This is a genomic window from Burkholderia sp. FW306-1C-G01B (assembly GCF_058781685.1).
Genome location: NZ_JBYSWZ010000001.1, coordinates 136,841 through 161,169 on the forward strand (window position 1 = coordinate 136,841; position 24,329 = coordinate 161,169).

The following is a 24,329-nucleotide window of genomic DNA, read 5'->3' on the forward strand; positions in this document are numbered from 1 at the left end:
ATATGACGTCCCCGAACCCAAGCCCGGATGCAAAACGGCTGCCGTGAACCTACGGCAGCCGTCCCTCAGAAACGCCTCATTCTAAAACGCGACGCGGACTTTATTCATCCACCTTGAACGCCGATACCAGTTTGGTCAATTCCGCTGCCTGCTGCTTCAAACTCTCGGCCGCCGCCGCGCTTTCCTCAACCAATGCCGCATTCTGCTGCGTCATCTGATCGAGCGACTGCACCGCATCCCCAATCTGGTCGATCCCGGCACTCTGCTCCAGGCTAGCCTCAGCAATCTCGCTCATCATCGCGCTGACGCCTTGAACCTGCGAGACAACATCCCTCATCACCTTCCCCGCCTCACTAACCAACCGCGACCCGGTATTCACCGTCCCCGCGCTATGTTCGATCAGCGCCTTGATCTCCTTCGCCGCCTGCGCGCTACGCTGCGCCAGATTCCGCACCTCCGAAGCAACGACAGCAAACCCACGCCCCTGCTCCCCGGCCCGCGCCGCCTCCACAGCGGCATTCAACGCAAGAATATTCGTCTGAAACGAAATACTGTCGATCATCACGATGATCTCGGAGATCCGCTGCGACGCGTCGCTGATCTGCTCCATCGTGCTCACCACCTCACCCACCACCTGCCCGCCGCGCGCCGCCGCATCCGAAGCACCGTTGATCATCTTCGCGGCGGTTGTCGCCGTCTCGGTGTTGTTCCGCACCACGGCCGTGATCTCTTCCATCGACGAAGCCGTCCGCTCCAGGTTGCTCGACTGCCCTTCGGTGCGTTCGCTCAGATCCGCATTCCCCGAAGCAATCTGCGCCGACCCGGTCGCAATCGACGCGGAAGCCGCCCGAATCCGGTGAACCAGCGTCGACAACGACGACACGAACCGGTTGAACGCATCCGACAACTGCCCGATCTCGTCCTGGCTCTCGACCGTCATCCGGCGCGTCAGGTCGCCTTGGCCGCTCGCAATCTCCGACAGCAACGTAGCCGCACGCCGGATCGGCGCGGCAATCGCGCGCCCGACCAGCCAGATCACGAGCAGCGCGACACCCAGCCCCACCACGGCGGCAACCAGCGCCGCGCTACGAATTGCACGCGTCACCGGCCCGAGCAGTTCCGCCTGCGGCACCTCGACGACGACATACGCATTCAGCTCCGGAACGAACGACGTCGCGATGAAGCGCGCGCCGCCGTCGCCGTCGTAGCTCAGGTACGCATACGGCTTGCCGGCGAGCAGCGTCGACGACGCATCGTCAGGCAGCCCCGGCTGATCCTTCATGAAATGCTTGCCGTCGATCAGCGACGTATCGCGATGCATCATGATCGCGCCGTCGGGACGCACGAGATACGCGAATCCGGTCTCCCCGATCCGGTAAGCGGCAATGCCCTTCGCGAGCGCATCGACGGACAGGCTCATGCTCGCCGCGCCGACCGGCACGCCGTCGAGTTCGACGCGGCTGTTGATGAACATCATGTAGCCGCCGACGGTCACCTCGCGATCCATGTTCACGTCGAACGCCTTGCCGGACGACAGGAAACTGGTCAGCCACTGATCCTTGTCGGTCACCTTCCGCTGCAGGCCGGCTTCGTTGTAGTAGTTGCCGCTCTTCACCGACACCCACTGCACGGACGCCGCCTTCTGCTCGTCCTTCACGTTCTTCGCAAGCTGGATCCAGTTGCGCGTGCCGGCGTCGGGCTCGCCATCGGCTTCCCATTGCAGCAGGAACGCATCGCGCGCGAGAATGCGCGACGCGGCGATCGGCCCGGCCATCTGCCGCTGCACGTCGGCGCGGATGCCGCTCACTGCCGTCGGCAACTCTTCGCGGACGACGCGGTCACGCACCGCGTTGCCGATCAGGCGGATGCTCAGTCCGCTCGAAATCGCGACGAACACGAGCAGGCAACTCGTCATGCTGAGAATCAGCTTGTTCTGAATGGAAAGCTTGCGCCAGAAATGCATGGGAACCCTCGGTAACCGCTCGGTCTGAGCCAGTTTGAGTTATCGGCATGCACGCACAGAAGCGCATCGCAGATTTCAGATGTCGATCATGCGAGATTTGTTATGTCGTTGACAGGCGGGCATATGCGGCCGCCTATACGTGCACGATCAGCGCAAATCAATACGCAACGAAGATCGTCACGCGCCGGTTCCGCGCTCGCGCGGCCGCATCGTCGCCCGTCACGAGCGGCTGCGTATCGGCCCGCCCGATCGCCGCGAGCCGGTGCGGCGCCACGCCGCGCTCGGTCAGGTAGCGCACGACGCTCCCCGCGCGCGCCGACGAAAGCTCCCAGTTCGATTCGTATTTCGCGTTCGCGATCGGCACGTTGTCCGTATGCCCTTCGACGAGAATGTCGCCGGTCGCGTGCGCGCTCAGTGCCTGCGCGATCTGGTTCAGCACAGGCGACGAATCGGGCAGCAAGCGCGCATCGCCGACGTTGAACAGAATCTTCGCGTCGATGCCGATCTCGACGCCGTGCGGCGCCTTCACCAGCGAAATCCGCCCGTTCGCCTTCAACTTGTCGAGCAACGAGAGCCAGGCCGGCACGCGTTCGGGCAAAGCAGTACTCGCAGCGCCACCGGCATGTCGCGCGAGCGTCTGGTATCGCGCATCGAGCGCGTTGTATTTCGCGAGCTGGAGCACATACAGCGCGAGAAACAGCACCATCAGCGTCGTGATCAGATCCGCGTATGAAATCAGCCAGCGCCCGGAGTGCGCGCCTTCGGCTTCATCGTCGTCGCGATCGGCGGTAGCCACGCCGTCAGTTCGGGCTGTCATGCCGAAGATCCCTGTTCGTCGTACCGCAAACGCAGCACATCACGCGAGCGACTCGGCCGCACGCCCGCGCACATCACCGGTCAGCCGCGTTTCGATCGTATGGGGCGACTCCTTGCGCGAGATCGCGAGCAATCCGTCGAGATACAGCTTGCGAAACCGCAGTTCGCTGTCGATCTGCGCGCGCAGCTTGCCGTAAAGCGGCAGAAACACGAGGTTCGCAAACGCCAGCCCGTATAGCGTCGCAATGAACGCAACCGCGATGCCCGGCCCGAGTTGCGCGGGTTCGAGAATATGGCTCGTCACCTGCACGAGCCCGAGCACCGATCCGAGAATGCCGAACGTCGGCGCATAACCGCCGGCCTGCTGCCATACGCGCACGGCGGCCAGCCGGCTGCGCTCGTATGCGTCGAGTTCGCGCTGCAATGCATCCTCGAGCACGGCGGTCGACACGCCGTTCGCCAGCAGTTCGAGCCCGCGGCGCGCAAACGGATGAATGCCGCTCACGTCCATCGACTCGAACGCAAGCAGCCCGTCGAGCTTCGCGCGGTCGCCCCATTCGAGCAGGTCGGACAGGTGCTTGCGATCGACCTCTCTCGCACGTACGAACGCGAGCCGCAACTGCTTCACCGCGTCGAAGAAGCGTGCCCAGGTGTTCTGGATCATCACCGCGCCGAGCGTGCCGCCGAGCACGATGACGAGCGCCTCGAACTGGAACAGCATCGAAAAATGCCCGCCTTCCAGCGCGAAACCGAACACGATCGCCGCGCCGCCCAGCACCACACCGGCCAAGGTCAACAGATCCATACGCCTCTCCGTGTCACGCATCCGACACCACGGACGCCGCGCCCGTCGCCGGCGCCTTGGCCGCGCGCACGGCATCCAGCACGCGCTGCTCGATATCCTCGATCTCGATCGGATCGAGCTTGAGCTCGCGGCGCATCACCCACGACACCTCGTTGCGCCGCGCCTCGGTCATCACGGAAAACAGCTTGTCGGCCACCGCACGATCGTCGAGGTTCGCGATCAGCTTCGCGAGATCGTACGTATCGAACGCGCTGATCACGTCGAACAGCGTGCGCTGGTCGACCCACACGAGATCCTCCAGCGCGCGCACGTCGCCGCCGCGACGCGCGTTGCGCCGCGAGAAGTACGCGACGCCCTTTTGCTCGACGTAACTGAGCACCTTCGATTTGCGGAACGCGAACACTTCGTCGGCGATCTCGCCGTTCGACAGCTTGTTGAGCAACAGCGTCTTCTCGACGCCGATCAGCGATTCGAGATCGGCCAGTTCGATGAGTTCGAGTTCGCTGTTGATCGACAGGTCGAGATCGTGGTCCGCGACCTGCTGCGCGCGATCGATCACGCGCGAGGCATCGAACGTGACGACCTGGCGCGCGTCCGACGAAGCCGCATAGTCGGCTGCACCGCCGACATGGTCGGCCTGCGCGGCTTCGATCGTGACGAGATTGAGCTTCTCCATGCGCCGCAGCATCGCGAGCACGTGCGGTCGCGAGTGGCCCGCAATCGCGCGGCATTTGCGGATCACTTCGGCGAGCGGCACCGAGGTTTCGGTCGCATGGGCCTGCATCGGCCTGCGCGCCCACCCGTCGCCGGATTCGCGCGCATCGGCGCCGGCCATCAGCGACAGCACATGCGCATACGACAGCACGCCGGGCATGAAGTCCGCATGCGTGTAGGTCGCGAGCTGGTCGTCCTTGCGCTTCACGCGCCGGATCATCGTTCGCACGATATGGCGCAGCAGCGCGGACACGCGCTCGATTTCTTCATCGAGCATGCCGGCCGGCACGACCGTGAGCTGACAGAACGAAAGCGCCTTCGCGGTATGGGCGCGCGGCTCGGCGGCGAGCAGCGCCGATTCGCCGAAGAACTCGCCGCGGCCGAGCGTCGCGACGATGACGCGCTTGTCGTCGCATCGCGTGGACAGCTCGACCTTGCCGTCGGTGATCAGAAAGATCACGGGCTCGCCCGCGAAGCCCTCCGAGTAAATGATTTCTCCGGGCGCCGCTGTACGCGTCCACGATTGCTGACGATTCACGTCGATTCCCCTGCTGCGCTGGTTATTGCAGACTGCGCGCCGCACGTCGAAAGCATGCGTGTCGCGAGTCGTCCCCGTGACTCGTTTACGTCATCGGGCTCAACATCCTTTAGGGAATTCGCACTCGGTTTAACCCGAAATCAAGATAAAACGTTTGCGGATCGCGCAACTGCATCGAGAACCCAATTTCGATGCTTGCGCGTGTAGTGCAATTGAAAGCGCGCCGCGATCGCGTGCATCAAAACTCCATGTCGAGTTCGTCGATGTCTTCCTGCTCCGCCTTCGCCGCGTCGATCCACTCGGCGACGAACGGATGCGCGAGCACACGCATGCAGTACTCGGCGATATCCGGCTCCAGCTTCACGTCGTAGGTCAGGAAGCGCGTGACGACCGGCGCATACATCGCGTCGGCGATACCGATCTCCGCGCCGAACAGCCAGGGCCCGCCATACGCGGCCAGACACTCGTGCCAGATCGTCACGATCCGCTGGATGTCGTGCTGCGCGCGCGACCAGATCCGGAAGCCGGGGAAATGCGCGCGCAGGTTCATCGGCAGCGCGGATCTCAACGCGCTGAAACCGGAATGCATCTCGCCGCAGATCGACCGGCAATGCGCGCGCGCATGCCGGTCTTCAGGCAGCAGCCGCGCCTGCGGCCGGATTTCGTTCAGGTATTCGGCGATCGCGAGGGTATCCCACACCTTGTTGCCGTCGTGCGTCAGGCATGGAACGAGGATCGACGGCGACAGCAGCAGCAGCTCCGCGCGCGACGCGGCATCGATCGGTACGCTGACGGTGTCGAACGCAAGCCCGCTCAGCTTCGCGAGCAGCCAGCCGCGCATCGACCACGACGAGTAATTGCGGCTGCTGATGGTCAGCGTCGTCTGTCCGGTGGATTCCATGTCGCTCCCCTGCTGAAAGCCGTTCGTGCCCCTGCACCGAAAGCGGACGCCGCACCCGTCACCCGCACCACGCCTGTGCGGCGTATTCGCCGAACTGGCGCCGCGCCGCACGGTATTGCAGCACGGGCCGCGCGCCGGACCGGCACGGCAATGCATCGCCTTCGGCCGTCCGTCGTCGCGTGCCACCTGCGCCACCGCGTTCCCGAACCGCACGCAACGCGCGTGCCAATCGGACGCTGGCACACGGCTTGCCTCGTTTATTGCAACGCAGCGCAACGAGCGACGGTCATGAACCTGCTTGCCTATCCGTTCTACCAATGGTCTGCAGAATGCCTGCGCCCGGCGCGCGCATGGGCGGCCACCACGCGCGCGACGATGTCGCTGTGGCCGGCCTCCACGTCGACACCGACAGGCCGCATGCTCGACGCGCTGTGCGAACTGCTCGAATGCTGCGCGTTCTCGCATCGGCGTCCGCCGTTCGGGATCGACTCGATCGTCGTCGACGGAGAAACGGTCCCGATCGTCGAGGAAGCGGCAGCAGCCACGCCGTTCGGCACGCTGCTGCATTTCCGCAAGGCGCGGCCGGTCGCGCGCCAGCCGCGCGTGCTGATCGTCGCGCCGATGTCCGGGCATTTCGCGACGCTGCTGCGCGGCACGGTGCACACGATGCTGGCCGACCACGACGTGTACATCACCGATTGGCACAACCCGCGCGACATCCCGCTGACGGCCGGGCGCTTCGGTTTCGACGAATACGTCGAGCACGTGATCGACTTCATCCGCCAGATCGGCCCGGACACGCATGTGCTCGCGATCTGCCAGCCGACCGTCGCCGCGCTCGCGGCGGTCGCGCTGATGGCGGCCGGCGGCGATCCGGCGCAGCCCGCGAGCCTGACGCTGATGGCCGGCCCGATCGACTGCCGCGTGAATCCGACGAAGGTCAACGCGCTCGCCATGAGCCAGCCGATAGAATGGTTCGCGAAGAACCTGATCAGCGTGGTGCCGGCCGGCTTCGTCGGTGCGCAGCGGTGCGTGTATCCGGGCTTCGTGCAGGTCGGTGCGTTCATGTCGATGAACCCCGACCGGCATGCGGCGTCGTTCGCCGATTTGTATTACCAGCGCGCGAAAGGCGATCCCGCGAAAGCCGACACGCTGAGGCGTTTCTACGACGAATACTTCGCGACAGCCGATCTCACCGCGGAGTTCTATCTGGAAACGGTCGAGAAGGTATTCCAGCAATACGCGCTCGCACGCGGCGAACTGACGGTCGGCGACACGCTCGTCGAACCGGCGGCGATTCACCGCACCGCGCTATTGACGATCGAAGGCGAGAAGGACGATATCTGCGCGGTGGGCCAGACGGTCGCCGCGCAGGAGCTGTGTTCGGGGTTGCCGTCGTATCTGAAGACGCACCACGTGCAGACGGGCGCGGGCCACTACGGCGTGTTCAACGGCAGCCGCTGGGAAACGCAGATCTATCCGATCGTGCGCGCGACGATCCATGACAACGAGCCGTACGATCGCACCGCGGATGCGGAAGGCAACGCGAACGGCGCGCACTACGTCACGTTGCGTGCGCTGATCGATGCGCGCTCAGCCGAGCGCGATACGGCGACCGAAACATAATCGCATCGTGTGCACTGAACCGGTGCTGCGACGCGGCCGCCGGCGTTGCAAATGAATCGCCCCGCCGAGGCGGCGGGGCGTGATTTCCTGCAGCGTTCAGACGACGCGCAAGCGAATGAACTCGCGCGCCCTGCCCGCGTTACGAACAGGCCTTGCCGTGCGACGCGTGGAAGCCCTTCGCCTTCGCATCCGCTTCCGACATGTAGCTGCCGTGCTTCGTCTTGCCGTAATACTTGTCGGTCGAGCAGTGATAGACCTTCGTGCTGTCGTTGGCCCACACCTTGCCCGCGCCGCCGCCCGGCGCCGCTGCGGCGGTCGTCGCGGGGGCGCTCTTCGCGGGCGCGGCACCGGACGCAACGGCAGCGGAAGCCGCCGTCGCAGGCGCCATCGCGGCCGGCGCGCTGGCTGCTGCCGCCGACGATGCGCCGTACCAGGCCTTCACACCCTTGTGGCCTGCACATGCGCCCTTCTTCGATGCGCCCGAGTAGAACGAGCCGTCCTTGCACAGACCGGTCGTGCCGGCCGGCGCGCTGGCCGGAACCTGCGCAAACGCACCGATCGACACCCCCATGCCGGCGACGAGCGCGGCGATCAACATCGTCTTTTTCATAGTCCTCTCCTGATTTGCCTGAATGGTGAAAGCGTCCCGGGCATCCCCGGGGAAAGCCACGGTTACCGCACCCAGCGGCACATGCGATGGTGGTGATGATCGAAATGGCACACACGGTGCGAATGGGCTTCGGCAAGCGCCGGAGCGAGAACGGCGCATGCCACTGCGGTGGCCGTCAGGATCTTCGCGATGCGCTTCATGGAACTCTCCCGGGTAGTCAGCCGGTAATCCGGCTGGTACCTCCTTAACGCCGGCCGTCGACGGGCCGTGCACCGCGCAGCCCGCAATTGACGATCTTTGACACCACGTAACAATCCGTCACGCGAAGCTGACGAATCTCTTTCCTTTCTTTCCGGATCTTCAGCTTCCCGGCCCTTCGGAATTCGAATGGTCCGCGGAGCACGCGGCGGCTTCCGGGAAGGATCAACAAAAAACCGCCCGAAGGCGGTCCGTCGCAAACGTGCGCACGACGCGCGTCGGTCGGCGCATGCGCGCGCCGGAAAACCGCGCAGCTACGCGCCCGTCTCGCCCCACGGCGTCGGCGGGGGCACGGCGCACGGCCCTTCGACGTCGATCGACTTGAAATCGGCGGGCCCGACGATCTCCAGATACTCCATGTCCGGCGAGTAGTCGAACAGGTAGTGGACGATCCCCGGCGCCTGATGCACGCAATCGCCGGCGGACACCAGCGTTTCCTGCTCGCCGTACATGAAGCGCGCCCAACCCTTCAGCATGAACACGATATGGAACTCGGCCTCGTGACGGTGCCAGCCGGTGCCCGCCGTCGGTGCATGATTCGCCCTGACGAGTTGCGCGACGACCTTGCCGTTCGTCGCGGCCGCGATGCCGAGATCGCGATACAGGAAGAAGTCGCGCAGGCCTTCGCCTTGATACGCGGTGTCCTGCGGCTTCACGTGGGAAAAATGGGTTGTAGTCGGTGTGCTCATCGTGGTGCTCCTTCATCGAAAGGATCAAGCCTGACAAGCACTTAGCGTTCCAGTTTGCGACGGCGCGAAGCCGTGCAGGTTACCGCTCGTGCGTGTCGCGCAGCGGCCCTTGACGGACGCGCTCGCGCAACTGTAAGCGTACTTCAATCTCCGCATCGCCCGGGGACGCCATTGCGGCTTCACGGGCGATGCACAACGCTGCCTGCTTGCTTACTTCAACCGCCCCGACAAAAACTGCCCGAGCCGTTCGCTCTTCGGATTCACGAGAATCTCCTGCGGATTCCCTTCCTCCTCGATCTTCCCCTGATGCAGGAAGATCACGTGATTCGACACGTTGCGCGCGAAGCCCATCTCGTGCGTGACGACGACCATCGTGCGGCCCTCCTCGGCGAGCTTCTGCATCACCTTCAGCACTTCGCCCACCAGTTCGGGGTCGAGCGCCGACGTCGGCTCGTCGAACAGCATCACTTCCGGCTCCATCGCCAGCGCGCGTGCAATTGCAACTCGCTGCTGCTGGCCGCCCGACAGGTGCGACGGATACATGCCCTCGACGCGCGGCGCAAGACCGACCTTCTCCAGATACTTGCGCGCCCGCGCGACGGCCTCGTCCTTGCCGATCCCGAGCACGGCCATCGGCGCCTCGATCACGTTCTCGAGCACCGTCATGTGTGCCCACAGGTTGAAGTGCTGGAACACCATCGACAGCTTCGTGCGCATCCGCTGCAGCTGCTTCTGGTCGGCCACGCGCAGCGCCCCGTTGCGGTCGCGCGTGGTCTGGATCGGCTCGCTGCCGATCGTGATCTGCCCCGAGCACGGCTGCTCGAGGAAGTTGATGCAGCGCAGGAACGTGCTCTTGCCGGAGCCGCTCGAGCCGATGATGCTGATCACGTCGCCGGCCTTCGCCTTCATCGACACGCCCTTCAACACCTCGTTGTCGCCGAATTTCTTGTGCAGGTTATCGACTGTGAGCTTGTACATGCTTGGTCCTTCGTTGCGAATGCATTAATGGCCGCGCGGCGAGAGGTACGCGAGCCAGCGCGTCTCGAGCTTGCGGAACGCCCAGATGAGCGCGAACACGACGGCGGCATACAGCACGGCTGCGATGCCGTAGGCCTGGAACGACATGTACGTCGCCGAATTGACGTCGCGCGTGACCTTCAGGATGTCGGGAACGGTCGCGGTGAACGCGAGCGTGGTCGCGTGCAGCATCAGGATCACCTCGTTGCTGTAGCTCGGCAGCGAGCGGCGCAGCGCGGAAGGCAGGATGATCCGCGTATAGAGCTTGAAGCGCGACATCCCGTAGGCTTGCCCGGCCTCGATCTCGCCGGCCGACGTCGCCTTGATCGCACCCGCGAAGATCTCCGTCGCATACGCGCATTCGTTCAGCACGAACGCAAGCAGCGTGCAGTTCATCGCGTTGCGGAAGAACGTGTCGAGCAGCACGTGATCGTGCACGACCTGCAGGCTATAGATGCCCGTGTAGCACATCAGCAGCTGCACGTAGAGCGGCGTGCCGCGGAACACGTACGTATAGAGCCACACGGGGCCGGAGATCCAGCGGTTCGACGATGCGCGCGCGATCGCGAGCGGCACGGCCAGCGCGAAGCCGAGCGCGATCGACACGACCAGCAGCCACAGCGTGATCGCGAGGCCGCTGAAGCGGTAGCCGTCGGTGTACAGATAGCTTTGCCAGTATTGGCCGATGAGTTCGATCACAGTGCGAGCCTCCGGACGCCGACGGAATAACGCTTCTCGAGGTGATGCAGCACGACGTTGGATACCGTCGTGATCGCGAGGTAGATCGCGCCCGCGGCCAGCGTGAAGAAGAAGAAATCGAGCGTGCTCTTGCCCGCGTCCTGCGACGCCTTGACCACGTCGGCGAGGCCGATGATCGACACGAGCGCGGTGGCTTTCACGAGCACCTGCCAGTTGTTGCCGATGCCGGGCAGCGCGAAGCGCATCATCTGCGGGAACAGGATGCGATGAAACACGCGCCAGCCGCCCATTCCGTACGCGAAGCCGGCTTCGAGCTGGCCGCGCGGCACCGCGAGGAACGCGCCGCGAAACGTCTCGGTGAAGTACGCGCCGTAGATGAAGCCGAGCGTCACGACGCCGGCCACGAACGGATCGATGTCGATCTGGTCCCAGCCGATCAGGTCGGTCGCGTTGTTCAGCAGGATCTGGATCCCGTAGAACAGCAGCAGCATCAGCACGAGGTCCGGCACCGCGCGGATCAGCGTCGTATAGAAAGTGCCGATCGACTTGAGCACGCGATTGGTCGACAGTTTCGCCGCCGCGCCGGCGAGCCCCAGCACGAGCGACGCGGCGAGCGACAGCACCGCGAGCTTCACGGTCTCGACCGTGCCGGCCCACAGCAGCGGGCCAAATCCCTGGAAAATCATGTCAGCGTATCCCGATCCGGAAAGACAGGCGGCGCAGCGCGGCCGAAGCCGCGTGCGCCGAAAAAGCGTCAGCCGCCGTAGACGTCGAACGCGAAGTACTTCTTCTCGAGCTTCTTGTACGTGCCGTCCTTCAGCATCGCGGCGATCGCCGCGTCGATCTTCGCCTTCAGGTCGGCGTCGTCCTTGCGCAGGCCGATGCCCGCACCGTTGCCGAGCGTCTTCGGATCGTCGATGTCGCCGCCGGCGAACTGGAAGTTCGCGCCGCGCGGCGTCTTCAGGAAGCCGATGTCGGCCTGCACCGCGTCCTGCAGCGCCGCGTCGAGGCGGCCGGACATCAGATCCTGGTACACGCCGTCCTGGTTCTGGTAAGGCACGACCTGCACGCCCTTCGGCGCCCAGTAGGCCTTTGCGTAGGTTTCCTGAATGGTGCCCTGCTCGACGCCGACCGACTTGCCCTTCAGCGATTCGGCCGTCGGCAGCAGGTTCGCGCCTTTCTTCGCGACGAGGCGCGTCGGCGTGTTGAACAGCTTGTCGGAGAACGCGATCTGCTCGGCACGCGCCGGCGTCATCGACATCGACGACAGTACGCCGTCGAACTTCTTCGCCTTCAGCGCCGGAATCATCCCGTCGAAGTCGTTCTCGATCCACACGCATTTCGCCTTCAGGCGGGCGCAGATCTCGTTGCCGAGATCGACGTCGAAGCCGACCACCTTGCCGCTTGCGTCCTTCGATTCGAACGGCGGATAGCTGGCGTCGACGCCGAACCGGATCGTCGACCAATCCTTGGCGTGGGCACCGACCGCGATGCAGGCAAGGGCAATACTGAGCGCGAGTTTCTTCATGGCGTTCCTGTCAGAGGCGAACTGGGCAGGGGTCCCGTCGGGCAGCCCGCACCGGCGCCGCCGGCACGGCGGCTTCGCCGCGACCCCTTCCAACCCGGAAATCGCCCTGTCTAGCGACGCTCCAAGTTGTACATACAACTTTGCCTTTTCACGGGCATCGCCAGCAATCCGTGTTTATCTCTAATTGTCGGACGATTATGATCGTGCGTCGAAATTTTCCTTAAGTTTCAATTAATTATGGATTACGCGATGCTGAATTCCGGCTTTCTCGATGCGTAAGGGAGCGGCCGGAAGGCACGCAACACCTGTCTAGACCTCGCGGGTCGCGCCGACCGTTTCCAGTCCGACCAGCCGGTAGCCGAACTGCAGTTCCGTCAGCAGGTGCCGCGGCCTCGCCGGCACCGGTTCGAGTTTCTGCCGCAGGTTGGTCATGTACACGCGCACGTAGTGCGCGCGGTCCGCGTCGTGAATGCCCCAGAGGCCAGCAGTTGCCGCACGGCGAGCAGCCGGAATTCGAGGCGCGTCAGAAATAAAAAATCTGTAAAGACGAAAGCCGGCGGGCATGGTGTTTTTTATGCGTTCTTTTCAGGGCCAGTGCGAGTCTATACACCGTATCGTCACGGCGATTCCTAGAATGGGCGCCATGTCCACACGAGATCTCCGCGGCGCGGAGCACGATGCGACCCGGGGATGAACGCATGAAACCGACCAGAACCGAATCCGCTGCTTCACGCGAGCTGCCGCCCGTTCGTTCGCGGCGCCGGTGCCCCGCGGACGAACTCGTGCTGCTGTCGATCCACGTCGAATCGGACAATCTCGCCGTCGTGCGGCGCCTGCTGCATCAGGCTGTCGGCGCCGCGCTCAATTTCTATACGGCCGCGATCGACAAGCGCACCGGACGCGCGTGCATCGAGCTCGAAGTCGCGCGGTCGCAGGCGTCGCCGGCCATCATGGAGATACTCCGCCTGCTGCCGGCCGCCGAGTTCGGCACGATCCGCCTGTTGCAGCACTAGCCGGCAGCCGTTTCGGCTGCGCGACGCCTCCCTTTCATCGATTCGAACGCACGCATCCGGCACGAACGGGCGCGGTTCTTCACGAACCGAACGCGTTCGCGCCGGCGCGCGCGACGGATCGCCGTTCCCGTCGTTACGGGCCTTTCCCAGGAAGCAAAAACAATGAAAAAAGCAGTCATCGGTACCCTCTCCCTCGCGTTATTCGGCGCCGCCGCGCATGCGCAAAGCAGCGTCACGCTTTACGGGATGCTGGATGCCGGTATCGCCTATACGAACAACCAGTCGGGCAAAAGCGTGTGGCAGCAAGGCAGCGGCCTGCTGTCGAATACGGTCTTCGGGCTGAACGGCAACGAGGATCTCGGCGGCGGCCTGCACGCGCTGTTCCGCCTCGAGAACGGCTTCAACCTGAACAACGGCACGCAGTCCTACCGGAACACGATGTTCGGCCGCCGCGCGTACGTCGGCCTGCAAAGCGACCAATACGGCGCGCTGACGCTCGGCCGGCAGTACGACTCCGTGGTCGACTATCTCGGCCCGCTGGCAATGGCGAACAACGGCGACGGCAACAACCTCGCGTCGCATCCGTTCGACAACGACAACATCGACGATTCGTTCTACATCGACAACGCGGTGAAATACACGAGCCCGACGCTCGCCGGCTGGCAGTTCGGCGGCCTGTACGGGTTCAGCAACGCGGCCGGCGGCTTCGCGAACAATCGCGCGTACAGTGCGGGCGTGTCGTATGCGAACGGGCCGGTCAGTCTCGGCGCCGCGTACCTGCAGCTCAACCGCGGCGGGCTGACGGCGAGCGGTGCGCTGTCGACGAACGATGGTCCGAACTTCCCCGCCGTGCGTCAACGCGTAGTGGGCGCCGGCGGCAGCTATGCGTTCGACCGGCTGACGGTCGGCGCACTGTGGACGCATTCGATGTTCGACGAAACGGCCGCGTCGTCGCTGCCCGGCGCGCTGAACGCGCTGCGCTTCGACAACTACGAGATCAATGCGCGCTATGCGCTGACCCCGGCGGTCTCGTTCGCGGGTGCCTATACGTTCACCGAAGGCCGCTACGACGACGCGGCCGGCAGCCACCGGCCGAAATGGCACCAGGTGACGCTGATGGCCGACTACGCGCTGAGCAAGCGCACCGACGTGTATGCGGAAACCGTGTACCAGCACCAGTTCGGCGTGCCGTCGGGCGCGCCGCTCGGGTTCGCGAACGTCACCGGGCTCGCGGCTTCGTCGACGAACACGCAGGTGGTCGCGACGGTCGGCATCCGGCATCGGTTCTGACCGCGCGCAGGCCATCGAAGGCCGGCCGCCCTGTGCAATCCCGCATGGACGCGCGCCGGCCGAACAAGGATCATTCGGGGAATCCGGGCCCGCGCGCCCGCGAAACCGGTACACTCGGCGCCGGGCGCGCGCCGGATCGGCATTCGGCGGCGGGCCGCTGCCGACTCTCGAATCGCGATCCCATGACCACACCGATCTATCAGGAAATCAAGGACTTCATCCTCGCGCGCATTCATGCCGGCGAATGGGCGGAAGGAGACCAGGTGCCGTCGGAGAACGAGCTCGCGCGCGAATTCAACGTCGCGCGGATGACCGTCAACCGCGCGCTGCGCGAGCTGACGGCCGAACAGGTGCTCACGCGCACGCGCGGCTCGGGCACGTATGTCGCATCGCCGAAGTACGAATCGACGCTCGTCGCGATCCGCAGCATCTCCGACGAAGTCGCCGCGCGCGGCCACGGCTATCGCGCGCAGGTGCTGCAGGTCGGCGCGGCCGTCGCCGATGCGAAGCTCGCCGACGAGCTGCAGCTCGACACCGGCAGCCCGATCTTCCATTCGCGCGTGCTGCACTTCGAGAACGACACGCCCGTGCAGCTCGAGGAGCGCTGGGTCAATCCGGCCTGCGCGCCCGAATACGCATTGCAGGACTTCACGACGACGACGCCGAACCAGTACCTGACGCGCGTGGCACCGCTGCAGCGCGTGGAATACCGAATCGAGGCCGCGATGCCCGACGCCGAAACGCGCCGCCATCTGACGATGGACGACCGCGAACCGTGCCTGCTGCTGCATCGGCGCACGTGGTCGCAAGGGTTGGTCGCGTCGGTCGCCAATCTGTGGCACCCGGGCAGCCGTTACCGGTTCACCGGGCATTTCTGACGCGCGGCCTCACCGCGCGCCGGGGCGCGCCCATCGCTCGAGCGCGCCGACCGCCAGCTTCAAGCCGTCCTCCTGAGCGATACGCGCACCGAGTGCCATTGCTCGCGCCTTCGTGTCGCCGCGTTCGGCAAACGCGATCGCCCGCGCAAGCGCGGCCGCGCTCACGCGCCGCCCCGCGACCGGCGCATCCGCGACGCCGAGCCGCCGCAACCGGTTCGCCCAGAAGAACTGATCGCCCGCGAACGGCACGACGACCGACGGAATGCCGGCCCGCGCGGCCGAATGCGTGGTGCCCGATCCGCCGTGATGAATCGCCATCGACACGCGCGGAAACAGCCAGTCGTGCGGCGTATCGCCGATCACGCGTACATGCGCCGGCAGCAGCGACGCATCGATGCCGCTCCAGCCCGGATAGAACAGCGCGCGGCGGCCGTCGAGCGCACGCGTCAGCGCGTCGGCCATCGCGGCCCGGTCGAAACCGGCCATGCTGCCGAAGCCGATGTACACCGGCGGATCGCCCGAGTCCAGAAACGCGGAGAGTTCGGACGGCGGCGCCCATGCGCTTGCATCGATATGCCATTGCCCGCATGCAAGCACCTGCGACGGCCAGTCGGCCGGACCGGACAGCAGCGCCGGCGATACGCCGTACAGCATCGGATGATCGGTCCATACCTGCTTGCGCGGCGGCAGCCCGCACACGCTTGCGCGCGCCGCATTCGTTGCCTTCCTGAACGCCTGCCAAAGCAACGCATTGACGAACCGGTGGCTCGCGCGGTTCAGCCAGCGCGGCAGCTTGCCCGACGCCAGGAACGGCGACGCGAATTCGGCAGTGGGCGTGATCGGGATCATGCCGGCGCCGATCGCCGGCACGCGGCGATATTCGGCGACCGACAACCCGACGAACGAAGCGAGCCCCGACACGAGGATCGCATCGCAACCGGCCGACACGTCGGCGACTTCGCGCATCCATGCAGCCGTGTTCGCATTCGCGATCGCCGCGAGCGCCTTCGACGTGTCGTTGAAACCGCCGCTCCCGCGCACCGCGTCCGACAACGCGCCGTCAGGTGCGATCGCGCGGCGGATATCGCCGGACAACGGCGCCGACGGCACGCCGAGCGCGTCGGCCGAACCGAGCGTGGCGGCATCGGCCAGCAGCCGGACATCGTGGCCGGCATTCATCAGCGCGCGGCCGAGCGCCGCGAGCGGGCGCGTATCGCCTTCGGTGCCGTAGGTGGCGATGACAAGCTTCATGCGTGACTCCTTGTTCCATCGACGGGAATTGGTGGATCTAAAAAAATGCACGTCGTATACTAATGCAACTCATGCACGTTCAGCAGATCCCCCCATCATGCCGATTCCAACCGAAGATCCGGGCCGCCGCGCGCGCAAGCGCATCCAGATGCTCGCGCATCTCGCCGCCACCGGCGCGCGCCTGTTCGATGCGCACGGCTACGAAGCCGTCACGATGGAACAGATCGCCGCGCAGGCCGATGTCGCGAAGCGCACGCTGTACAACCACTTTCCGACGAAGGAAGCGGTGCTCGCGCACTGGCTCGAAGGCGAGCTCGCGCGTGACCTCGCGCATCTGCAACGCGACGTCGCGCGGCGCAAGACCTTTGCGTCGCGCATCGGCTGCGTGCTCGACGCATCGGCCGCGTGGTGCGAGCAGCATCCGGTGTACCTGCTCGCGTATCTGCGGCACCGCTTCCTGAGCATCGGTACGGTCGATCCGGAAAACGGCGGGGAGAACGGCAGCGATATCGCGCTGGTGTGGCGGCAACTGATCGCCGCGGGGCAGCAATCCGGCGAACTGAACACAACACTGCGGGCCGACCAGCTCGCGACGTGGTTCCATCACCTGTATCTCGCGGCGATGCTGCGCTGGCTGACGGTGCCGGGGCTGTCGCTGAAACGGGAGTTTCAGTCGGTCGCGAAGTTGTTTATTGAAGGCGCGCAAGCGAAAAGCTGAGCGCATTGGCCCGCAATCCGGAACAGTATCCGGAATGGTTGCTGCCGAATGCATCGGGCGCCACGCAACCCGTCGACATGCCGCATCCGGCGAGTGCCGCACGTTGAATGCGTCGCGCAGCGCATACGGTTTTTCACGATGAATGCACGCACCGCATGCCAAATGTGCCGCGCAGCAGTATGCTGGTGTCGAACGGCTGCGCACGGTGCATCGGGTAATCCCGTAATTCGCACGTTGTCGCGCCGCCGTCGCGACCGCAACCATGCGTTGCAAGGAGGGATTCGTGATGGCTACCACGCATCAGCACTTCCACCTCGAACTACGGCACGCCACCGCGCCGACCTATTTCATCAGCTACCTGTTTCCCGCCTTGCTGTTCGTCTACGAACTGCTGCGCGTCGGCCAGTGGATCCGCGATCACGGGATGCAATTCGCCGCGTTCAAGCAGATGGGTTACGAGTATCTGCTGATGCTGCTGTTCGTCGGGCTGCAGATCGTCGTCGAGGCGATCTTCCTGCTCGGCGCCGCGATGCGCCGCGACAATCGCGACTTCGAGCACCGGCTGCCGAACGTGATCCTCGGCATCGGCTGCTCGATCGCGCTGCTCGCGATCGATCTCGCGATCCAGCTGGCGTTTTGACAGCCGGCGGGCACTGGGCCGCCGGTTGCATGGGCGCTCAGGCGCCCGCGTCGCGCAGGAACGTCGCCACCGCGGCCAGCACGTCGTCCGTGCGCTCGCGGTGCGGCATGTGCCCGCATCCGGCGAGCAACAGGAACGACGACGGCCCCGCGACGCGCGCGGCGATCCGCTTCGGATGCACGTCGGAGCCGTATTCGTCGTCTTCGCCGTGAATCGCGAGCGTCGCGCATTGCACGCGCGGCAATTCGTCGTCGAGATTCCAGTCGCGAAACGCCGGCGACAGCCACGTGTCGACCCACGCGCGCAGCACCCACTCGGCCTTGTCGCCGTGATAGCGCGCGAGCCGGTCGAGCTGGCCCGGTTCGTCGAACTGCAGCGCCGCGTCGCGAATGCCGGCCAGCGTGCGATCCTCGACGAACGCCTGCGCGGCAACCGTCACGAGCGCGCGGCAACGATCCGGATGCGCGGCCGCGCAGCCGACCGCCATCCCGCCGCCGACGCTGTGCCCGAACGCGACGAACGCATCGACACGCAGTTGCTCGAGCACGGCATCGAACGATCGATCGGCCTCGTCGCGCACGAATGTCGTGCCGAGCTTCCCCGGATGACGATCCGAACGGCCGAAGCCGAGGCGGTCGTATGCGATCACGTCGCGTTGCGTGGCGTTCGCGAGGTGCGCGGGAAAGTCGCGCCACAGGTCGACACAGCCGAGCGAATCGTGCAGCAGCACGATGGGCGCGGCCGGCTTGGGTGCGGCCGGCTTAGGCGCGGCCGCCCCGGACGTGCCCGTCTCATCTTGCACCGGACGAGCGCGCCAGCGTTTCGCGAAAAGACGCCCTTGCGGCGTCTCGACGATTGTCTCCTCGATCAGGCTATCGGTCATGTGTCGGTCGTCTGCATAAAAGCGGCCGCACGTCGGCGGCCCCATCGGATCCCCGCATGTTGGCCTGCCCGCGCGCGCAGCGTCAAGCAAGCCCCCACCGCCCGCGCGCTCATTCGGGCTGCGGCGGCAGATACTCCATCTGCGCTTCGTCGTACAGCCGGTAGATCAGCGCCTGCATCGCGCGGATGTCCTCCGATTCGTCGAGCATCCGCATGCTCATGATGATCGGCGACACGAGGTTCGGATCGTCGAGCGGCTTGTAGCTGATGTCGTCGCGCTTCAGCCCGTACACGCTGTGCGGCACGACCGACACGCCCTCGCCCATCGCGACGAGGCCGAGCGCGATCTGCAGTTCGCGCGTCTCGTAGATCCGCCGCGGCTGCAACGCGCGATCGTGAAAGGCTGCGAGCACCTGGTCCGCATAGCTCGGGCGCGGCGCCTTCGGGAAGATGATCAGCGTGTCGTTCACGAGATCGTGCAGCGACAGCACGGGCTTCGCGCTGTCGAGCGGATGGCCGACCGGCAGCGCGACGATCATCCGCTCTTCGCGCAGCACGACGCGCCGCACGCTCGGATCTTCATGGCGGATGCGCCCGAACCCGACGTCGATGCGCCCTTCCTTCAGCGCCTTGATCTGGTCCATCGTCGACATCTCGTGCAGGCTCAACTCGACGGCCGGATACTCGCTGCGAAAGCGCCGGATGATCTTCGGCAGCATCCCGTACAGCGTCGAGCCGACGAACCCAACCGACATGCTGCGCTCGATCTTGCCGACCCGCTTCGTCATCGATTCGAGCTCGGCCGTCTGCGCGAGCAGCTGCACCGCGTGCGAATAGAAGAAGCGCCCCGCGTCGGTCAGCTTCAGCGGCCGTGCATTGCGCTCGAACAGCGGCACGCCGAGCGCCTCCTCGAGCTGCTGGATCTGCCGGCTCAGCGGCGGCTGCGCGATATGCAGCCGTTCCGCCGCACGCGTGAAATTCCGCTCCTCGGCAACCGCGACGAAGTAGCGGAGGTGTCTCAACTCCATTTTCGATGCCTCCCGGACAGCGCCCCGACGTCAAACCACGGTCGGACGATGTCGTCACGATACCGCAGGCGGCGCAAACCTCCACGCACACGGCCACGCGCCGCCCAAAGCAAAACGGGAAGCCTGAAGGCTTCCCGTTTCCCGATCGACGCCGGCCGTGTCGCGGCAGCGTCGCGACCGCCCGTCACACCTCGGTCGCGTAGAGCGCGTCGCGCTGCTCGTTGCTCAGCGAGTCGAGCGGCACGTCCGGCAGCCGATAGCAGATCATCGTGCCGTACAGCTCGGCGAGACAATTGCTGCCGGCGTCGAGCGCGTAGCCGTCTTCGCCGTCCGGTGCCGGCGGGTACACTTCGCGCCACGCGTTGATCGCGGCTTCGATTCGCACGATGGAAACGGGTCCGGCCTTCCGCTCGGCGGGTGATGCGCTCATGGATTCCTCTGGGTTGCGCGCTCCGCGGGCCGTACCGGCCCGGATGGAACGATGAAAACGCCGGCGCCGCCGGCCGCCGCGCGCCGTGCGCGCCGGATGCCGATCCGCGCTGCGCGTGTCGCGCCGGCCGGGCCGTGGCCCGGTAGGGTCGGGCAATATAACCGGCTTTGACCCCGTGCAGGCAAAAGCCGGGCAAAAAAAACGGGAAGCGCGAGGCTTCCCGTTTCATCGCATGTCGCGCGGCCGCCTGCCGCGCCCGCGTCAGCCCGCGGTTTCGCGATTCGCCACCGGCTGCGGCTGCGCGCCGCGGCTCGCGGCAATCCACGGCGCGATCTCCATGTCTTCGTAGCGCACGAAGCGGCTCTTGTTCAGGAGCCGGAAGCCGAGCCACACGACGACGAACAGCGGAATGCCGACATAGGTTGCGGTCACGCCGGCCCAGTCGATCTTGTTCGCGAGGAACGCCTGATAGTCCTGGCCGAGCGCGATCACGAGGCACAGCACGAACGCGAACAGCGGGCCGAACGGGAACCACTTCGACTGGTACGGCAGCTGGTCGAGCGCATAACCCTGCTTCACGTAGCCCTTGCGGAACCGGTAGTGGCTGACCGCGATGCCGAGCCATGCGATGAAGCCCGTCATCCCCGACGTGTTCAGCAGCCACAGGTACACGGTCTTGTCGCCGTACAGCGACGTGAAGAAGCACAGCGCGCCGACGGCCGTCGTCGCATACAGCGCATTGCGCGGCACGCCGCCCGGCGACAGCTTCGCGAACAGCTTCGGCGCGCGGCCTTCGGTCGCGAGGTTGTAGAGCATCCGCGTCGACGCGTACATGCCCGAGTTGCCGGCCGACAGCACGGCCGTCAGGATCACCGCGTTCATCACGCCGGCCGCGAACGCGAGGCCCGCATGGCGGAACACGAGCGTAAACGGGCTCACGCCGATGTCGGTCACGTCCGTCTTCAGCAGGTTCGGGTCGGTGTACGGAATCAGCACGCCGATCACGAAGATCGCGAACACGTAGAACAGCAGGATGCGCCAGAAGATCTGCTTCACCGCGCGCGGGATCGTCGTGCGCGGGTGCTCCGATTCGCCGGCCGCGACGCCGATCAGCTCGGTGCCCTGGAACGAGAAGCCCGCGATCATCGCGACGCCCATCAGCGCCGGCAGGCCGCCCGCGAACGGCGCGTCGCCGATCGTCAGGTTGCCCCAGCCGTTGCTCGGCGCGCCCTTCAGAATACCGAAGATCATCAGCAGGCCGACGCCGATGAACGCAACCACGGTGACGACCTTGATCAGCGCGAACCAGTATTCGGCCTCGCCGAAACCGCGCACGGTGAGCGCATTGAGCAGGAACATCACGGCGAGGAAGGCCGCGCTCCACCACACGCCCGGCACGTCCGGAAACCAGTAGTGCATCACGAGCTGCGCGGCGACGAGCTCCACCGCGATCGTCACGGCCCAGTTGTACCAGTAGTTCCAGCCGAGCGCGAAGCCGAAGCCTTCGTCCACGTATTTCGCGCCGTAGGTCGCGAACGAACCCGACACGGGCATGAACGCGGCCATTTCGCCGAGGCTCGTCATCAGGAAATAGACCATCAGGCCGATCAGCATGTACGCGACCATCGCGCCTCCGGGGCCGGCCTGCGAGATCGACGCGCCGGACGCGACGAACAGGCCCGTGCCGATCGAGCCGCCGATGGCGATCATCGTCAGGTGGCGCGCCTTCAGCGCGCGATGAAGCTTGGGTGGGTTCGCGGACGAACCGGGTTGGTCGGATTTCGGAATTGCGGACATAAACGAGACGAACGTTGAGCGGGCCGGCATCCGTAGCCGGCGCATGCGGAATCGGAGCGCGGTACGCGTCCTGCGATGCATTCGATGCGGCCCCGATACGCGTTGCGCGGCGGGCGCCTGCGGCGAAGCGCGGATTCTACCTGATTCGCCATGGAGGGAGCTCAGGCGCACATGCCCGCCGCGGCCGCAGAGATTTCGCAGAATCAAGGAGTTGGCTGCACCGGCGCAACCGCAGCCGCCTGCCGGCGCAAAAACCATGGATATGCCGGGGTTATTCGGCTTTTCATTCCGCCCGGTAAGCGGGTAATCCTGTCTCGATCCGCCAAATACCGCGCCGATACGAAAAATCGACCGGTCATCGCACCATTAATCAGACAAAACGACCGATACTGACAATTGATTCAAATCAAATCGCCCGCGCGCAATGCGGTAATGATGCGGAACCGTTTCGAATCGCCGTTTCCGCATGCATGTTTTGCATGCGCACGCGAATTGCAGGATTTCGCGAGATAATGCGGGTTAATTCGAAATAATCAGCGCGCGGAACCGTCGACAACACGAGTATCCGCCGCCCGCCGCCCCCGAGGATGAAGTCACTCCCGCTGCCCGCCACGCTGCGCCGCCATACCGCGTCGATCGTGGCACGCATTCTGTCGCCCCGCGGCGTGCTCGTCGCTGGCATCGTCCTGCTGATGTTCAGTTGGGGACTTTCGACGTCGCTTTTAATCGAGGCGCGACGCGACGCGTATGAGCACGCGGTCGAAAATGCACGCAACCTGATGCTGCTGATCGAACGCGATATCGCGCGCAATATCGAACTCTACGATTTGTCGCTGCAAAACGTCGTCGACGGCGTGGCCGATCCGGAACTGATGACATTGCCGCCGCGCCAGCGCCACCGGCTGCTGTTCGACCGCGCCGCCACCGGCGCGTATCTCGGGTCGCTTTTCGTGATGGATGCGCACGGCAATATCGTGATCGATTCGAGCGCGTCGCCCGCGCGGCAAGGCAACTATGCGGACCGCGACTATTTCACCGTGCACCGCAACGGGCTCGCGCAGGGCCTCTACATCAGCCGGCCCTACGCGTCCCGGCTGCGCGGCGGCGCACTGACGATCGCGCTCAGCCGCCGGATCACGCTGTCCGACGGCACGTTCGGCGGCGTGGTCGTCGGCACGCTCAGCATCGACTACTTTCGCGCGCTGCTCGACGGCCTCGCGGTCGGCAAGCACGGCAGCGCGGCAATCGCCGAGCTCAACGGCATACTCGTGAGCCGCCTGCCTTACGACGCGCGCGTGGTCGGCCTCGACCTGCACGATTCGCCGCTGTTCATCGAGGCGCTGCGCCGCCGCGAAGGCGTGCTGGCGGGCATCGGCAGCATCGACGGCGTGCGGCGCATCTATGTTTACAAGCATCTGCCCGGCCTGCCGCTGATCGTCGACGTCGCGCCGGCCGAGCTCGATGTCTACGCGCCGTGGCACCACCGCGCGGTCTGGACCGTCGTACTGATGTTCCTGTTCACCGGGTTCATCGCGTGGGGCTCGCTGGCGCTGTCGCGCGAACTGAAGCGCCGGCAGATCGCCGAATCGAAGCTGTACCGGCTCGCGCACACCGATTCGCTGACGGGCCTCGACAACCGCGGCACGTTCGACACGGTGCTCGCGAAAGAAGCGCAGCGTGCGTCGCGCAGCGGCCGCCCGCTGTCCGTGCTGTTCGTCGACGTCGATCACTTCAAGGCGTTCAACGACTATTACGGCCACCCGGCCGGCGACGACGTGCTGCGCCGCGTCGCGCAATCCGCGTCGCGCTGCCTGCGCCGCGACGGCGACCACGTCGCGCGCTACGGCGGCGAGGAATTCGTCGTCACGCTGCCCGACACCGACGCGCATGGCGCGGCAACCGTCGCCGAAGGCATCCGGCGTGCGATCGCGGAGCTCGGCATAGAACACGTGAAGAGCCCGTACGGGCGCGTCACCGCGAGCATCGGCACGGCGACCGCCGCCGACGGCCGCGCGAACGCCGCAACGCTGCTGCGGCGCGCCGACGAGGCGCTGTACCGCGCGAAGTCCGGCGGACGCAACCGCGTGTCGGACGCGCAGCCGAGCGCGGCCGACGCATGGCGTGACATGGCGTGACATGGCGTGACGTGTCGTCGTGGCGCGATGCGGCAGCCGGCCACGCCGGACAGCCGCGCCGTGGACAGCCCGCGCGCGTTCGGCTAGCGTTACGTCTGCTGCG

At 65.5% G+C, this 24,329-nt stretch carries 25 protein-coding genes; 7 read left to right on the forward strand and 18 right to left on the reverse strand.

Annotation, left to right across the window (positions count from 1 at the left end; all coding sequences use genetic code 11):
* Nucleotides 1-100: 100 nt before the first annotated feature.
* The 5 genes from AC3WLY_RS00595 to AC3WLY_RS00615 all read right to left on the reverse strand — a co-directional run bounded on the left by AC3WLY_RS00595 (nucleotide 101) and on the right by AC3WLY_RS00615 (nucleotide 5,737).
* Nucleotides 101-1,963 (reverse strand): methyl-accepting chemotaxis protein, encoded by a 1,863-nt coding sequence (locus AC3WLY_RS00595; RefSeq protein ID WP_492308427.1) that lies wholly within the window; start codon nucleotides 1,961-1,963, stop codon nucleotides 101-103.
* Nucleotides 1,964-2,120: 157 nt separating this feature from the next.
* Nucleotides 2,121-2,780, reverse strand: coding sequence for an OmpA/MotB family protein (locus AC3WLY_RS00600; RefSeq protein WP_492308426.1), 660 nt, complete (start codon nucleotides 2,778-2,780; stop codon nucleotides 2,121-2,123).
* A gap of 39 nt (nucleotides 2,781-2,819) precedes the next feature.
* Nucleotides 2,820-3,584, reverse strand: a complete 765-nt coding sequence (locus AC3WLY_RS00605) for a flagellar motor protein (RefSeq protein WP_175960529.1) — start codon at nucleotides 3,582-3,584, stop codon at nucleotides 2,820-2,822.
* Nucleotides 3,585-3,597: 13 nt separating this feature from the next.
* Nucleotides 3,598-4,836 (reverse strand): cyclic nucleotide-binding domain-containing protein, encoded by a 1,239-nt coding sequence (locus AC3WLY_RS00610; RefSeq protein ID WP_492308425.1) that lies wholly within the window; start codon nucleotides 4,834-4,836, stop codon nucleotides 3,598-3,600.
* Nucleotides 4,837-5,074: 238 nt separating this feature from the next.
* A complete protein-coding gene (locus tag AC3WLY_RS00615; RefSeq protein ID WP_072439166.1) occupies nucleotides 5,075-5,737 on the reverse strand; it encodes a glutathione S-transferase family protein in 663 nt (220 codons plus the stop codon).
* A 288-nt stretch (nucleotides 5,738-6,025) separates the two neighbouring features.
* Here AC3WLY_RS00615 and AC3WLY_RS00620 point away from each other — a divergent pair, with 288 nt between their 5' ends.
* Nucleotides 6,026-7,363 carry a polyhydroxyalkanoate depolymerase gene (locus AC3WLY_RS00620; RefSeq protein ID WP_492308424.1) on the forward strand — a complete coding sequence of 446 codons (1,338 nt, stop codon included), beginning with the start codon at nucleotides 6,026-6,028 and terminating at the stop codon, nucleotides 7,361-7,363.
* A 139-nt stretch (nucleotides 7,364-7,502) separates the two neighbouring features.
* Here AC3WLY_RS00620 and AC3WLY_RS00625 read toward each other — a convergent pair whose 3' ends face one another.
* The 8 genes from AC3WLY_RS00625 to AC3WLY_RS00660 form a co-directional block, all read right to left on the reverse strand.
* Nucleotides 7,503-7,973 (reverse strand): DUF3761 domain-containing protein, encoded by a 471-nt coding sequence (locus AC3WLY_RS00625; protein ID WP_492308423.1) that lies wholly within the window; start codon nucleotides 7,971-7,973, stop codon nucleotides 7,503-7,505.
* 62 nt (nucleotides 7,974-8,035) lie between these two features.
* The gene (locus AC3WLY_RS00630; protein WP_177318382.1) at nucleotides 8,036-8,173 is read right to left on the reverse strand and encodes an HHHH-motif protein; all 138 of its coding nucleotides are present in this window, start codon (nucleotides 8,171-8,173) and stop codon (nucleotides 8,036-8,038) included.
* A gap of 312 nt (nucleotides 8,174-8,485) precedes the next feature.
* Nucleotides 8,486-8,920 carry a cupin domain-containing protein gene (locus AC3WLY_RS00635; protein WP_072439159.1) on the reverse strand — a complete coding sequence of 145 codons (435 nt, stop codon included), beginning with the start codon at nucleotides 8,918-8,920 and terminating at the stop codon, nucleotides 8,486-8,488.
* 210 nt (nucleotides 8,921-9,130) lie between these two features.
* Nucleotides 9,131-9,898 (reverse strand): ABC transporter ATP-binding protein, encoded by a 768-nt coding sequence (locus AC3WLY_RS00640; RefSeq protein ID WP_175960538.1) that lies wholly within the window; start codon nucleotides 9,896-9,898, stop codon nucleotides 9,131-9,133.
* 24 nt (nucleotides 9,899-9,922) lie between these two features.
* Nucleotides 9,923-10,636: an ABC transporter permease gene (locus tag AC3WLY_RS00645; RefSeq protein WP_105389653.1), complete on the reverse strand. Its 714-nt coding sequence runs from the start codon at nucleotides 10,634-10,636 to the stop codon at nucleotides 9,923-9,925.
* Nucleotides 10,633-11,322: an ABC transporter permease gene (locus AC3WLY_RS00650; RefSeq protein WP_175960539.1), complete on the reverse strand. Its 690-nt coding sequence runs from the start codon at nucleotides 11,320-11,322 to the stop codon at nucleotides 10,633-10,635. The genes AC3WLY_RS00645 and AC3WLY_RS00650 overlap by 4 nt, the downstream gene beginning before the upstream one ends.
* 68 nt (nucleotides 11,323-11,390) lie before the next feature.
* Complete coding sequence (locus AC3WLY_RS00655) at nucleotides 11,391-12,164, reverse strand: ABC transporter substrate-binding protein (protein ID WP_175960541.1); 774 nt, start codon at nucleotides 12,162-12,164, stop codon at nucleotides 11,391-11,393.
* Between the two features lie 309 nt (nucleotides 12,165-12,473).
* A complete protein-coding gene (locus AC3WLY_RS00660; protein ID WP_279610701.1) occupies nucleotides 12,474-12,728 on the reverse strand; it encodes a winged helix-turn-helix domain-containing protein in 255 nt (84 codons plus the stop codon).
* A gap of 134 nt (nucleotides 12,729-12,862) precedes the next feature.
* Here AC3WLY_RS00660 and AC3WLY_RS00665 point away from each other — a divergent pair, with 134 nt between their 5' ends.
* The 3 genes from AC3WLY_RS00665 to hutC all read left to right on the forward strand — a co-directional run bounded on the left by AC3WLY_RS00665 (nucleotide 12,863) and on the right by hutC (nucleotide 15,345).
* Nucleotides 12,863-13,177, forward strand: a complete 315-nt coding sequence (locus tag AC3WLY_RS00665; RefSeq protein WP_310131494.1) for a hypothetical protein — start codon at nucleotides 12,863-12,865, stop codon at nucleotides 13,175-13,177.
* A 162-nt stretch (nucleotides 13,178-13,339) separates the two neighbouring features.
* Entirely contained in the window at nucleotides 13,340-14,467 is a 1,128-nt protein-coding gene (locus AC3WLY_RS00670; protein WP_492308422.1) for a porin, read from the forward strand.
* 182 nt (nucleotides 14,468-14,649) lie between these two features.
* Complete coding sequence (gene hutC / locus AC3WLY_RS00675) at nucleotides 14,650-15,345, forward strand: histidine utilization transcriptional repressor HutC (protein ID WP_011548284.1); 696 nt, start codon at nucleotides 14,650-14,652, stop codon at nucleotides 15,343-15,345.
* A 9-nt stretch (nucleotides 15,346-15,354) separates the two neighbouring features.
* Here the strand turns inward: hutC and AC3WLY_RS00680 are convergent, their stop codons facing one another.
* A complete protein-coding gene (locus AC3WLY_RS00680) occupies nucleotides 15,355-16,596 on the reverse strand; it encodes a glycosyltransferase (protein ID WP_492308421.1) in 1,242 nt (413 codons plus the stop codon).
* Nucleotides 16,597-16,693: 97 nt separating this feature from the next.
* Here AC3WLY_RS00680 and AC3WLY_RS00685 point away from each other — a divergent pair, with 97 nt between their 5' ends.
* Both AC3WLY_RS00685 and AC3WLY_RS00690 read left to right on the forward strand, forming a co-directional pair.
* Nucleotides 16,694-17,314 (forward strand): TetR/AcrR family transcriptional regulator, encoded by a 621-nt coding sequence (locus AC3WLY_RS00685; RefSeq protein ID WP_175960546.1) that lies wholly within the window; start codon nucleotides 16,694-16,696, stop codon nucleotides 17,312-17,314.
* 286 nt (nucleotides 17,315-17,600) lie between these two features.
* On the forward strand, nucleotides 17,601-17,954 hold the full coding sequence (locus AC3WLY_RS00690) for a hypothetical protein (protein WP_059521580.1): 354 nt from the start codon (nucleotides 17,601-17,603) through the stop codon (nucleotides 17,952-17,954).
* A gap of 37 nt (nucleotides 17,955-17,991) precedes the next feature.
* Here the strand turns inward: AC3WLY_RS00690 and AC3WLY_RS00695 are convergent, their stop codons facing one another.
* The 4 genes from AC3WLY_RS00695 to AC3WLY_RS00710 all read right to left on the reverse strand — a co-directional run bounded on the left by AC3WLY_RS00695 (nucleotide 17,992) and on the right by AC3WLY_RS00710 (nucleotide 22,091).
* On the reverse strand, nucleotides 17,992-18,837 hold the full coding sequence (locus AC3WLY_RS00695; protein WP_492308420.1) for an alpha/beta fold hydrolase: 846 nt from the start codon (nucleotides 18,835-18,837) through the stop codon (nucleotides 17,992-17,994).
* Nucleotides 18,838-18,946: 109 nt separating this feature from the next.
* On the reverse strand, nucleotides 18,947-19,864 hold the full coding sequence (locus AC3WLY_RS00700) for a LysR family transcriptional regulator (RefSeq protein WP_034182148.1): 918 nt from the start codon (nucleotides 19,862-19,864) through the stop codon (nucleotides 18,947-18,949).
* Between the two features lie 184 nt (nucleotides 19,865-20,048).
* Nucleotides 20,049-20,294: a DUF3717 domain-containing protein gene (locus AC3WLY_RS00705; RefSeq protein WP_034182147.1), complete on the reverse strand. Its 246-nt coding sequence runs from the start codon at nucleotides 20,292-20,294 to the stop codon at nucleotides 20,049-20,051.
* 261 nt (nucleotides 20,295-20,555) lie between these two features.
* A complete protein-coding gene (locus tag AC3WLY_RS00710) occupies nucleotides 20,556-22,091 on the reverse strand; it encodes an amino acid permease (RefSeq protein ID WP_492308419.1) in 1,536 nt (511 codons plus the stop codon).
* Between the two features lie 587 nt (nucleotides 22,092-22,678).
* On the opposite strand from AC3WLY_RS00710, the gene AC3WLY_RS00715 reads away from it, so the two are divergent.
* Nucleotides 22,679-24,226, forward strand: a complete 1,548-nt coding sequence (locus AC3WLY_RS00715; protein ID WP_492308418.1) for a sensor domain-containing diguanylate cyclase — start codon at nucleotides 22,679-22,681, stop codon at nucleotides 24,224-24,226.
* Nucleotides 24,227-24,329: the final 103 nt, after the last annotated feature.